7 protein-coding genes and 3 pseudogenes are annotated in these 12,280 nt (G+C 66.9%); 5 read left to right on the forward strand and 5 right to left on the reverse strand.

Features of this window, described 5'->3' with window-relative positions:
- The first annotated feature begins 7 nt into the window (after nt 1-7).
- Nucleotides 8-2,383: an RICIN domain-containing protein gene (locus LNW71_RS32685; RefSeq protein WP_250971477.1), complete on the forward strand. Its 2,376-nt coding sequence runs from the start codon at nt 8-10 to the stop codon at nt 2,381-2,383.
- 225 nt (nt 2,384-2,608) lie between these two features.
- On the opposite strand, the gene LNW71_RS32690 is transcribed toward LNW71_RS32685, so the two are convergent.
- The 3 genes and pseudogenes from LNW71_RS32690 to LNW71_RS32695 all read right to left on the reverse strand — a co-directional run bounded on the left by LNW71_RS32690 (nt 2,609) and on the right by LNW71_RS32695 (nt 5,747).
- Nucleotides 2,609-4,486 (reverse strand): FN3 associated domain-containing protein, encoded by a 1,878-nt coding sequence (locus LNW71_RS32690; RefSeq protein ID WP_374119543.1) that lies wholly within the window; start codon nt 4,484-4,486, stop codon nt 2,609-2,611.
- 108 nt (nt 4,487-4,594) lie between these two features.
- A pseudogene (locus LNW71_RS37100) lies at nt 4,595-4,963 on the reverse strand (hypothetical protein); the annotation flags it as partial.
- A gap of 412 nt (nt 4,964-5,375) precedes the next feature.
- Entirely contained in the window at nt 5,376-5,747 is a 372-nt protein-coding gene (locus LNW71_RS32695) for a class II fructose-bisphosphate aldolase (RefSeq protein ID WP_250972234.1), read from the reverse strand.
- A gap of 165 nt (nt 5,748-5,912) precedes the next feature.
- Between LNW71_RS32695 and LNW71_RS32700 the strand changes: the two genes are divergently transcribed.
- From LNW71_RS32700 to LNW71_RS32710, 3 genes and pseudogenes are all read left to right on the forward strand, one after another.
- Nucleotides 5,913-7,238 carry a beta-1,3-glucanase family protein gene (locus tag LNW71_RS32700; RefSeq protein ID WP_250972235.1) on the forward strand — a complete coding sequence of 442 codons (1,326 nt, stop codon included), beginning with the start codon at nt 5,913-5,915 and terminating at the stop codon, nt 7,236-7,238.
- Nucleotides 7,239-7,687: 449 nt separating this feature from the next.
- A pseudogene (locus tag LNW71_RS32705) lies at nt 7,688-7,807 on the forward strand (transporter); the annotation flags it as partial.
- A 197-nt stretch (nt 7,808-8,004) separates the two neighbouring features.
- Nucleotides 8,005-8,568: a hypothetical protein gene (locus LNW71_RS32710; RefSeq protein ID WP_250971479.1), complete on the forward strand. Its 564-nt coding sequence runs from the start codon at nt 8,005-8,007 to the stop codon at nt 8,566-8,568.
- 1,364 nt (nt 8,569-9,932) lie between these two features.
- On the opposite strand, the gene LNW71_RS32715 is transcribed toward LNW71_RS32710, so the two are convergent.
- Nucleotides 9,933-10,442: a cupin domain-containing protein gene (locus LNW71_RS32715; protein WP_250971480.1), complete on the reverse strand. Its 510-nt coding sequence runs from the start codon at nt 10,440-10,442 to the stop codon at nt 9,933-9,935.
- A 256-nt stretch (nt 10,443-10,698) separates the two neighbouring features.
- Here LNW71_RS32715 and LNW71_RS32720 point away from each other — a divergent pair.
- Nucleotides 10,699-11,198: pseudogene (locus LNW71_RS32720) on the forward strand (metallophosphoesterase).
- Between the two features lie 176 nt (nt 11,199-11,374).
- Here LNW71_RS32720 and LNW71_RS32725 read toward each other — a convergent pair.
- Nucleotides 11,375-12,247 (reverse strand): oxygenase MpaB family protein, encoded by an 873-nt coding sequence (locus LNW71_RS32725; protein WP_250971481.1) that lies wholly within the window; start codon nt 12,245-12,247, stop codon nt 11,375-11,377.
- Nucleotides 12,248-12,280 lie beyond the last annotated feature (33 nt).

Consider the following 12,280-nt stretch of genomic DNA (forward strand, 5'->3'; position numbering starts at 1 on the left):
CTACACCGTGTCCATCGGCTCGACCGGCACCTACGCCTACCCCGACGACACCCCGGCCAGCGGCTACATCGACAAGGACGGCACGTTCTACCTCCAGTCCGCCCACTCGCTGTACGGCGCGACCGACCCCCGGCAGTGGACCTTCTACACCGGGACCGACTCCGACACCGCCACCCCGGACAACACACTCAACAGCGCGGTCAACCCCGCCAACGCCGAAGACACCAACAACGACACGACCTGGCGCTGCAACAACAGCCCCACCGGCCTGGAGGCCACCACGGCGGCGGGCTCCGGCTACTCCCAGGCCAACTACTGCGACCTGACCGGCATGTGGGTGGACCCGGACACCGGCGACTGGTACGGCCTGATCCACAACGAGTTCACTCCGAAGCCCTTCGCCGACGGCCTGCACTACGACTCCATCGACTACGCCGTCTCCACCGACCAGGGCAAGGTGTGGACCATCGAGGGCCACGCGATCACCTCGCCCTACAGCACCACCCGCGACGACACCACGGCCTTCCCGAACCAGACCTACGACTACGGTGACGGCGACCCGCGGCTGTATGCCGACACCGCCTCGGGCTACTTCTACCTCTACTACGGTTCGCGGATCGTGCCCAAGGGCGGCGTCGGCGGCAGCACCGACGGCCTGGCCCATGTCGCCCGCGCACCCATCTCCGGCAAGATGGCGACCGGCACCTGGGACAAGTGGTACGACGGCTCCTGGTCGCAGCCCGGCGTGGGCGGCAAGGAAAGCAACATGGAGCCGGTCACCGCGGCCGACCCGACCGGCTACACCCCGGTGGCGCACGACTACAACCCGAAGAACACCGGGACCGTTGACCAGCAGGTGGCGGCCGGCGAACTGCCTTCCAAATCGCCACTGTTCATCATGAACATCACCTATGACGCCTACCTCGGCCTGTACATCGGCGAGCCCGAGGTGGTGAACGCCAGCACACCGCAGTCGCAGCAGTTCTACGCCACCTCGAACCTGGCCACCCAGAAGTGGAGCCTGATCGGCACCTCGGGCAGCCAGACGTCCGACTCCTGGTACCGCTGGTTCATCGACAGCGCCAACAAGACCAGCTCCACCATCGTCGGCAAGTCCTTCCGCTCATACTGCTCCATCGCCTGCTCGACCTCCGACGGCGAGTACTCCAACGTCACCATCAGCTCCTCCCGGCCCGCCGGCTCCCCGGTCGACCCGGCGAAGACCTACCGCATCAGCAGCGGCACCGGACGGGTACTCGCCCAGGTCTCGGGCAGTTCGACCACCACCTCTCAGACCGCCGGACACCGGTCCGAGTTGCAGGACTGGTCGTTCGTCAGCAACGGTGACGGCTCGTACCAGATCATCAACGCCGCTACCCGCCAGGCTCTGGGCGTCGGCACCAGCTCAACCTCCACCCGGGCCTGGGGCACCAAGCCCACCACCACGACGATCGGCAAGAGCGGTCCTACCGTCGGCCAGGAGTGGTTCGTCATCGCCGACACCAATGCTCGCACCGGCGCGCGGACCGGCAGCTACCGGCTGGTCAACCGCTACAGCCAACTGGTGCTGGGCATGTCCTCGCAGCCCGGTCAGCATGCCGAGACCACCCCGACCCGCAGTTGGACCAACCACACCGGCGCCACTGCCGGCGGCACGGGTTCCGCCGCCGCGCAAACCCTGACGCTGACCGAGGCCGGCCCGGTCCCGGGCCCGGAGACGGTCAGCGTCTACACCCCCGGCGCGCAGACCGCCACGGTCGGAACCGCCGTATCGGTCCAGGTCAACGCGACCGACTCGAGGGGTCGGAAGCTCAGCTACTCAGCGACCGGTCTCCCGGCCGGACTGGTGATCAGCGCCACCGGGCTGATCACCGGCACACCGACCACCGCTGGATCCTTGAACGTCGCAATCACAGCCACCTCGGGCAGGGCGAGCGGCTCGACCACCTTCAGCTGGGCCGTCGCCCCCAACCTCAATGGCACCACCCACACTCTGACCGCGAGTGGCATGGCGCTCAACAACCCTGGCGGCAGCACGTCGCCCGGGGTCCAGCTCAACACCTGGACGCCTTCGAGCAGCTCGAACGAGAAGTGGACGTTCGCGCAGCAGCCCGACGGCTCCTACGAGATCGTCAACGTCCTGTCCGGACTCTGTGTCGACGTCGAGGGCGGCGGATCGAACGCGGGCGCCGCGATCGATCAGTGGACCTGCGTCGGCAGCAGCAACCAGTTGTGGAACGTGACCCAGTTGGCGAGCGGTGCCTACTCGATCACGAACGAGCGCAGCGGGCTGGTGCTCACGACCGCCTCGACGTCCGCTGGGGCGCTGGTGACGCAGCAAGCGAACGCCGGTTCCGCGCTTCAGCAGTGGACGATCAACTGAGCGCCTCCGCGTGAGCGCGCGGATCTGAGAACGGGACCTGTCCCGACGGTTCTGAGGGAGCCGGCCGGGACGGGTCCGACCAGATAACGCAGTGCGCTACGTCCTCTTCCACCCGAGAGTATGAGTACGTGGCCGTAACGGGAAAATGGGTGGGATTGTTGACCTCGGGGCCCCTCGCAACCGCGAGGAGCCCCGGACCGGCCTTCACGACGTCAGGTCATTGCCTCATGGGTAGGCGACCACATTGCTGGGAGTGGTGTTCGAGGCGGTGGCCGCCCCCGTGTCGTTGATGACGTGGGTGATGGTGCCCACACCGCCGAGTGAGACGGTCAGAGCGTCGTGGAACTTCACGCCCGGGGTATTGGGCACCTCGAAGGCGTGGTAGCTGTTCACCGCCGGATTGACGTTGAAGTAGCAGTAGCTGCCGAGCCCCCACGCCTCGTGCGTGGTGACGCCCGCGCCCACCTTGTAGGCGGCGTACCCGTTGACCCCTGCCGCGCTCATCCACGCGCCCTGGTTGGGCACGTCGTACGGCATCTCGTTCTGGAAGAAGATCGTCTTGCCGTTCTGACCGTTCCAGACGACCTCGTGCTTCTGGTAGTGCTCGACGAAGAGACCGGTCGCCAGGACGCTGCTGCCGTTGACGATCACGCCGGTGTCCGCCGTGTTCGTCGTCCAGCCGACGGTGCCCGCGTTGCCGTGGTCGGCTCGCCAGGCCCAGATATGGTCGATGATCGTGTTGTTGCTGTTGACGATCAGGCTGGTCGTCGCCTTGCCGGCGATCTGGCCGCCGATCCGGAAGAACAGGTCCTGGATGGTCGTCGGGTTGCCCCCGTGGGTGGCGGACGATCCGGCCGGGCCGACGGTCAGCAGCGCCGCCGAGTTGGTGGTGCCGGCGTCGATCAGCAGGCCCTTGAGACGGACTCCGTCCACGTCGGCGACCTGGATCGCGTTGACGCCGTTGTCCGGGACGAAGGTCGGGTAGCCGATGCCGAGGACGACGGTGTCGGCCCGGGTGATGTTCAGCGTCTGGTTCAGGTGGTAGACGCCCGGGGTGACGAACAGGTTGCAGCCCTGGGAGAGCGCGTTGTTGATGGTCGCGGCGGTGTCGCCGGCCTTGACCACGTAGAACTGGCTCATCGGCTGCGAAGTGCCGGGAGTGCTGCCGTTCACCCAGCTCGCGCCGGAGGCGTTGGTCCGCAGCGACGGAAGGAACACACGGTATTTTCCGGCGCCGTCGATGTACAGGTACGGCACGTCACGGGAGACGGGGGTGGTGGCCAGGGTGGTCTCGGGCGGGTTGGGGAAGGTGTTCGCGGGAGCACCTGTGGTGCCGGAGAAGACCATGTTCCACACGCCTCCGGCCCAGCTGCCCAGGTCGCTGTCCCGGGTGTACCACTGCTGCTGCGAGATGGACGCCGCCTGGCCGCTGACCTTGGTGTCGGCGACGTAGCCGCCACTGGCCCAGCCGTAGCTGGCCGGGTAGAGCTGCAGATCGCCGTGAACGTCGATCCGGCGGAACGGGGCGGCCTGGGCCACGGCCCAACGGTTCCCACCGACCGGGTTGATGGCCAGGTTCTCGGCCGAGCGCCAGAAGTTCTGCGTCGCGTTGCCCGCGTCGGAGGCGTTGAAGGCGTCCACGGTGACGTGTCCGTTGATCGTCACGTCGTCCGGGTTCTGCCCGAGACCGGCCACCGAGGTGTAGAAGCCGACGTTGTCGTCGACGGCGTACGTACCCGGCTTGAAGAGCTGTGCCACCCGGTTCTCGCTGAACTGCGCGGTGGCTGTGTCCTTCATCTGGGCGAACTGTGCGTCGAGTTGGGCCTGGATGGTGGCACTGGACATGGTCGGGTCGTAGATGTGAACGTTCGGGCCGAAGTTCGGTATGTCCGACTGGGTGGGGCAGCCGGCCGATGTGCCGATCGTGTAGGTCGCGCTGGTGACGGCGGAGTTGGTGAGGCCGGATTTGATGGCGATGGCCTTGACGGTGGTGGTGGCCGTGACGCTGATCGGTGCGCTGTAAAGGGTGGATGTGTCGGAGGGGGTGGAGCCGTCACGGGTGTAGCGGATGGTCGCGCCCGCGGTCGTGTCGGCGAGCGTCACGCTCTGGGCCGATGTGTAGGTGCCCGCCGCCGGAGTGAAGGCCGGTGTGGCGACAGTGCCGGTGTTGCTACTGCCCTGGGTGTACGAGTAGTGGGGTGTGTCGTACTGCGGCCCGTTCTTCTCGTAGGTGAACCAGTACTCCAGGACCGTGCCGTTGGTGAGCGAGCCGACGGTCTGTGTCCAAGTGCCTGCGTTGTTGGTCATGCGGACGTTCTGTTGGTTGGCGCTGTTGACGAGGTAGTGCACATCGACGTAGATCGCGGCTGTGGTCGGTGTGAACGATATCTGCGCCTGCGTCGCGCTCAGTTGCGTGACGCTCTGGGTGTAGTCGGGCGCGGCTGCCGAGGCGGGAGCGGCGGTCTGGTTGAGGCCGAGCAGTCCGACGAGCGCGAGTACGAGTGCAGTCAATAAGGCGATGATGCGTTGGTTCGGACGTGGCGGGGGTCTCATGCGGCCGGGAAGGATGGTCGTGCGCATGGGCGGCAGTCCTTTCGCCTGGTTTCGTGAAGTGAACACCGGGTCAGCGCGGAAGGGTGAAGACGGTCTCGAAACTGCGATTTCGATCGTCTTCCCAGCTCTACAGGCCTTTGAATCGGCCTATTGAAAACGCTCTCAATCTGCGGATCAGCGAGGCATTGGATCTGTTAAGGCAGTGTTGAGTGGCAACAACGAGCCGTCAAGACGATGCGCATGCTTCAACTCTTGAACGCCAAATGTGCTAACTGCGCCAAATGTGCCGACTGCGCCAAGTCGCGCCCCTGTTCGACCAGCGAGTGGTTGGTTCACGAATTGTTGAACCTGGCCTCTGGCGCACCGGATGAGGTCCACATCGCCGACTCCGGAGGAGCCACGCAGGACGCGAGGGAGGGCGGCGACAGAATCACGCGCCTCATTCGGATCGGCGCGGGCTCCCGGGGTGTGGGCACCGTTCTTGCCCCCGACGTCTCCGGCCTCGACTCATCACCTCCGGCTGCGGCAATGCGCCGTGATCTTCCGGGTGGCGGCGACATCTTTTTGCATAGGGGAGCCCGGCTGCGTTGAACATGACCGAGGCGGAACCGAGTTCCACCGCCGTGCGCGCGAGACCGACCGATTCCGCGTGGTCGAGATGGACGGCCGCCGGGACGCTCGCAGCCTGCGCGATGGCCGGTGAGGCGAGGGCGATCGGTGCGGGGGAGCCGTGGCAGTGGGTGGTGTTCTCGGCTGCGCCGGTGTCCCGGCCCGCGGCGGTTCCTGCGCGAATAGCTTTCTTTATTGACATGCCCGGAACAGCGGAGGTATATACCAAGCACCCTCGTGAGAGCGCTCTCTGGAGGAAATCGGCGCTGAGCGAGGCATGCCAGGCACGTCAACGTCCGCAGGTTCCCCACCCTGTTCAGGAGACATCATGCCGAGCAAGCTCCTCGCGCCGGTTCACCTACGGCCCATGCGGTACCGGCACAGACCCATCCCCGTTCTCGCGCTCCTGGTCGCCTTGCTGGCGGCCCTCGTTCTCGCGGTCGATCAGCCCTCCGCCCATGCTGCCGACGCACTGCTGTCGCAGGGCAAACCGGCCACCGCCTCCTCGGTCGAGGCGGCGGGAACTCCCGCCTCGGCGGCCGTGGACGGCTCCACGACCACCAGATGGTCCAGCGCGTTCAGTGATCCGCAGTGGCTTCAGGTCGACCTCGGCGCCACGGCTCAGATCAGCCGCGTGGTGCTGAACTGGGAGGCCGCGTACGGGACCGCGTTCCGGATCGAGACCTCCGCCGATGGCACCAGCTGGACCTCGGTCTACTCCACCGCTGCCGGCCCCGGCGGAGTCCAGACGCTCAACGTAACCGGCTCCGGCCGGTACGTCCGGCTGTACGGCACCGCCCGGGCCACCCCGTACGGCTTCTCGCTCTGGGAATTCCAGGTCTACGGCACCGGTGGCACCACCCCGCCGCCCACTGGCGACTTCTGGGGTGACACCAGCAAGATCCCGCCAGCCAAGAACGCCGTGGAGGTCGCGATCCTCAACCGGACCAACGGTGCCTACCCGGACAGCCAGGTGTACTGGAGCTTCAACGGTCAGACGCACTCCATCGCGGAGCAGCCCTACCTGGACATGCCCGCCAACTCGGCTGGCCGGATGTACTTCTACGTCGGTTCACCGACCAGCCAGTACTACGACTTCATCGAATTCACCGTCGGCGGAGGTGTGTTCAACGGCAACACCACCCGCGTGGACGCCTACGGTCTGCCTCTCGCGATGCGTCTGCACTCCACGGACGGTTACGACGTCCAGGTCGGGGAGACCCAGGCTTTCTTCAGCAAGTCCCGCACCCAGGTCTTCCAGGACTTCATCAACGCCGTCCCGCAGGAGTTCAAGATTCTGGCGCAGAGTCAGGCCCCTTACCGGATCATCGCTCCGGGCAGTGACGCGAGCTTCCGGCCGGGCGGCGTGAACGCGAACTACTTCACCTCGTACGCCCAGTCGGTCGGAGTCAACGAGACCACCCAGTACATCTTCGGCTGCGCCGGGAGCATGGCCGGCAACCCCAACATGTGCGCGGCGCTCAACCGGCACGTCGCCACGCTGCCGTCCTCGGGCCAGTCGGACCCGAGCCGCTTCTACCAGTCCGCCCCCGCCAATTACTACGCCAAGTTCTGGCACGACAACGGCATCAACAACCTCGCCTACGGCTTCCCGTACGACGACGTGGCGGGCCAGTCCTCCTTCATCTCACATGCCAGCCCGCAGTGGCTGTCCGTGGCTGTCGGCTTCTGACCTTTGGGATGCACGATGCTGGGATTGAGTCTCCCGTGCTTGGATGGCGCTGGGATAACCCCTGCAGAACCCGCGTTTCCGCAGGTGGGAGCTCTGCGCCACGGATTCAGGTTCAACGTGTAGCCGATGAAACATCACCACGTCGCTGATCTTGCAAACGTGCAGGTCAGAGAGAGCCCGACTCTTCGGAGTCGGGCCCTTGGTTTTTCCGTGCTGGGACAGCTGACCCCTTGTCACCTGTCGTCACCCCTGCTCATCCCTGCCGTGCTGGGATCGTGCTGGGATGGGAGGGGAACGCCCGTGTTGGGTTTCGGGCAGTGCGCTGCCCGGTGCGACGGGTGAGCAGAGAGAAGCTCCATCCACACGCTTTCTTCACGGCTTCATGGCCCAGTGCGGAAACAAGACTGCACCCGCCCGACGTTTTCGATCTCCTAGCCGAGGAGGGGAAGGTGTCGGGCCTGAAGCCGTTCCACCCATCGGAAAGCGGCGTGACGGAGGTCACGCCGCGTCTTGCTGACGTCGAGGCGGACGTGCAGGGCCTTATCGAGGCACACATGTCCCCGGTGATCGTCGAGTTTACCGACCGCAGGTAGTCCTGCCCGTGATGTCCGTCCCGGACTGTGACCAGCACGTCCCTGGCTTGTTTACCGACCGTGTCTGGGACGTCTGTCATGCTCTGGAGTCGGTACGGAGGACGAGTGGCCTGGCATGTGGTGGTCGGGGACCTGAGGGTCCAGCAGATCGAGCGGAAGGACGGGCGGCGGTCGTGGACGATCGTGTGGCCGAGGGGACGGTCCATGCGGAGGCGGACCGGTTCCTGCGTCTGCATGATGGTTCGGGAACGCAGAGGATGCACGCGTATCTGCTGGTGGACCATCTGAGGTGGCTGGAGCGGGAGTGCCTGACCTTCACCTCGGTCCAACTGCGGGACCTGGAAGGCTACATGCGCATAGTCGGTGCCGAGGTCCGCATGCCGCTCGGCGAGCCGTGGTGGGTCGGCAAGCGTCCCTACGGCCGCTCCGCGTTGTCGATCGCGGCGGCTTGTTTGAAGGGCTTCTACCTGTACCAGTCCTCCCTCGGTATCAACGGCGAACTCGGCAAGAAGCTCGATGAGTCGCGGTTGCCGTCGCGGGTGGACCGGCGCCGTTCGTTCCTCGGGCATGTGAAGTCGTCGCTGCCCACCAACCCGCTGGCGCCGAAGGGGCCGCACCCGCCGGCATCCGAAGATGCTTCCGGACGGCGCCCGGGAGAAGCTGCTGGAGACGGTGAACGCCGCCCGGGACCGGCTGGTGGTCACCTGGCTCGCCGACGGCGGGCTGCGCATCGGTGAGCTCTGCGGACTTCACATGGTCGACCTGCACCTGCGCGAGAACGCGGCCTGCGGCGAGTGCCGTACCCCTCACCTGCACGTCTGCCACCGGCCCGGTAATCCGGACCGGGCCGAGGCCAAGAGCAAGCACCCCTGGCGGGTCGAGCACGGCATCGTGACCGGCGGTCTGTTCAGAGCGGGTCAGCCCTGCGATGGTGCACACCTACTTCGAGTACGTCACCGCCGAATACCCGCGCTGGGCTGGGCACGGCTTGCTCCTCATCCAGCTGCACGGCGCCGATTCCGGACAGCCATGGGCGCCGGTCGGGGCCCGGCGGATGCTCAGCCGGGCCGGGAAGCGCGCCGGGCTCGGGGTCGTGAAACCCCATGCCTTCCGGCACTCGTTCACATCCGCGGTTCTCGACGCCGCCGATGGTGCACGCCGGGCAGTGGCGGGAGGCGGAGGCGTGTGGGATGAGCCGGGCTCAGTTTCTGCGGACCGCGGAGCCGCTGCCCGCCACGGAGATACCGGAGGCGATGATGTGCCGGATCTGCCCGCAACGGCCAGCGTTCAGCCTGCAGATGGTGCTGTGTTACCGGCACCGCAACCGGTGGCTGAGCCACCTGAAGCGGCACCCCGGCGGGGACGAGACGGAGTTCGAACGGTGGCTGGCCGACCAGCCGTCGGTGCCGGGCTACGGTGAGTGCCGTGCGGACGTCTGTGACGAACTGGCTTCCTCGCTGCTGGGGTTGTGCGGCGCGCACGAGCGCGGCTACATCCGGACCGGCCGGCCTGGCGGGGCGAAGCTGCCGAAGAACTTCTTCGCCACCTACGAGCGCGGTGATCGCTCTGTCCCGGTGACCTACCAGGGCGAAGTTGCCTTCCGCGCCTGGTGCCGCGCGCAACTACCGGTTCACCGCACCGGAACCGTTAACCTGCGCCGGCTGCGGCCCTTGCTGCGGGCGGAGTTGCAGTGGGGCATGTGTGTCCACGGCATGCAGCCCGTCGCCGTGTGGCACATGACGTGGGTGCACTCGCTCGCGGACGAGTGCCAGCCCCGCGACGTGTACTCCCTGGCTGGCCTGGATGTGTCCGGCGATTTTGGTCCGCGACTGGTCCGGAAGAGGTGGTCAGGACTGGGATGCCTGTGGGAAGTACTGGGTGATAGCTCCCAAACCGAACTCGGTGTCTGCCAGACTGGAAGTAGGGTGCCTGCTGGGTTAAAGCCCAGGTCAGGCGCCGTCCTTTGTGCCCCTGGAGGAAGCCGCGCTTCTTCGGCGAGTACGACACCAGAAGATTCTTCGTCTGCTGGTGTCGTACGGCCTCATCTTCATTTGACCTGCAGGGACGGAATGAATCGCCTGTTGGTGATTGCGCGCCGAAGTCACGCCGGAGGCCCGGGAGCGAGGTCGGCGGGTGTGGCTCCGGGCGGACCGAGAATCAGGTCGCCCATCTCTGCCGCAACCGCGTTGAAGAGCTCCAGGTCGAGTTCGGTCGCCTCGGTGGCAAGGTGGAGTGGAGTCGCGGTGCGGGCGACGACTTCGGCGAACCCTGCGGGCGAAGAGATATTGAGGGCGCGGGCGCCTTCCGGGCCGGCCGCTATCGCGTGAGGAACGTTGAGGGGAATCGTGTAGAAGTCTCCCGAGCGCAAGGCCACCTTCTCGGCACCCGCCCACACGGTCAGCAGTCCCGAGGAGACCCAGAGCCGCTCCTCGTACCGGGTGTGGGCGTGCAGCGGCGTGGCCGCACCGGCGACCATGAACGAGTCCACCACGTCATGACGGCCGTCGGTCTCCCCCGCCGAGGTGAGAATGGAGACCCGTAGTTCCTGACCGAGCGCGTACTGGCGGTCAGGATGGTCCGGGTTGACGGATAAGGAGAAGAGGTTGCTCATGGGTCGTCCTTCGGTAGGGCCGTCTGTCCCGGCTCCGTGGACACCCGGACAGGCGAGCCAAGGGGCGGGAAGCAGGGGCGGGAAGCCTGCCGCAATCGGCAGAGAGACACTCTATGGAAAGGTGACACGGCCGGCCGCCACCTGGGTGGGCCCGCTATCGCGCAAGGGACACTTACGGCCGGTGTGCCCGGTGAAATCGAGGAGAGAAGGCAGGCGGATGGGCGAGGACACCAACGGGGAGACGACGGAAGCCCCCGTGCGACTGCTGCTCGTCGCGGACACCCATGTGCCGCTGCGCGCAAGGCGGCTCCCCGACGAACTGTTGCGCGAGACGGACCGGGCGGATGTCGTGGTCCACGCCGGGGACTGGGTCGATGTGGCCACTCTGGACCTGCTGGAGGGGCGCGCGCGACGGCTGGTCGGGGTGTACGGCAACAACGACGGCCCGGAACTGCGGGCCCGGTTGCCGGAGGTGGCCCGCGTCCGGCTGGGGGGCCTGCGGTTCGGCGTCGTCCACGAGACGGGTGCCTCCCGGGGCGGGAGGCGCGCTGCGCCGCACTCCACCCGGACCTGGACGTCTTGATCTTCGGCCACAGCCACATCCCCTGGGACACCGAGGCGCCGGGCGGGCTGCGCCTGCTGAACCCGGGGTCGCCGACGGACCGCAGACGGCAGCCGTACTGCACGTACATGACGTGCACGGTCGCGGACGGGGTGCTCGGCGAGGTCGTTCTGCACCGCCTGCCCAGGCGCTGATCGCTTCCGCTGGGGCCTAGGGTCTTTCGATTGGGTCAGGCCACGTTCACCCCCCTCAGGCCCCCCGGCGTGCGCGTGTTCACCCCGTGTGCTCGTGCTGCTGAGAGCAGCGCGGTTGATCATGCCCAGCAGTTGTCCCGACGCCGAGGCGCCCAGGGCCGAGGGGACCGGTGCGATCACAATGGGGGTGGTGGAGGAGCCATGGCCCAGCGAATTGCGGAGGTCAGAGCTCGCCCGGTCGGGGTCACGCAGGCTTGGGCCATGCCGGACAACTGGGGGAGCTCCAGCGACCTACGGGCCCATCGGGGGAGGGCAGCGACGGAGTTCGCGGCGAGGACCGCATAAGGGGCACGGGCAGCCCAGGGGAGGGGCGGGTGCAGCAGAATGAAGCGTGCTGCCTCGCGTGCTGCCTTTGTCGCACGCAGTTCACCCCGGTAGGCGCCGAGGCGGGCGAGGAGTTCCTTCCGATTGCACGGGGGATCCGTGACACCGAGTGCCTCCGCCACTCGCGCCATGTCAGCGATGTAGCCGTCGTACCCGGCCCCGTCGAGCGGTTCGGCTCCGTACCGCTGGTGGGCGAGCAGGAAACTCTCGACCTCGGCCACGTGCACCCAACCGAGAAGGTGCGGATCAGCGGCGCTGTAGGACTCTCCCCACGAAGTCGTTCCGCGTACCCGGCTGTGTACGGAACGCACTCGGTCGACCGCCTGCTGGGCATCGTCCGCTGTCCCGTACGTGGTTGTGGCGAGGAAGGTACTCGTGCGCTGAAGCCGTCCCCAGGGGTCGCCGCGGTAACCGGAATGGGCTTCCACGGCAGCCATTGCCAGCGGGTGCAACGACTGGAGCAGGAGCGCTCGAAGGCCACCGATGAACATGGACGCATCGCCATGCACGATACGAACCGGCCGGTCGGGACCGAACCAGCGCGGGCCGGGTCTTCCGTGGATGCGGGCACGGTGCTCCAGCCCCGAGGGCCCGGCGACCTGGCTGAATATCGCGCTGCCCAGCCGCTCCCGCAGACCGAATGCGGCGCGTACGGACGAGTCCATAAGCCCAGTATGCGCTCACGGTCACCCGCGGGC

It is taken from the genome of Streptomyces sp. RKAG290 (assembly GCF_023701695.1).
In the GTDB taxonomy this organism is placed as follows: Bacteria; Actinomycetota; Actinomycetes; order Streptomycetales; family Streptomycetaceae; genus Streptomyces.

What these genes read in the sequence shown, in the direction of transcription:
- LNW71_RS32695 (WP_250972234.1), bottom strand. Translation starts at nt 5,747, where the DNA reads ATGTCAATAAAGAAAGCTATTCGCGCAGGAACCGCCGCGGGCCGGGAC.
- LNW71_RS32725 (WP_250971481.1), bottom strand. Translation starts at nt 12,247, where the DNA reads ATGGACTCGTCCGTACGCGCCGCATTCGGTCTGCGGGAGCGGCTGGGC.
- LNW71_RS32700 (WP_250972235.1), top strand. Translation starts at nt 5,913, where the DNA reads ATGCGGTACCGGCACAGACCCATCCCCGTTCTCGCGCTCCTGGTCGCC.
- LNW71_RS32715 (WP_250971480.1), bottom strand. Translation starts at nt 10,442, where the DNA reads ATGAGCAACCTCTTCTCCTTATCCGTCAACCCGGACCATCCTGACCGC.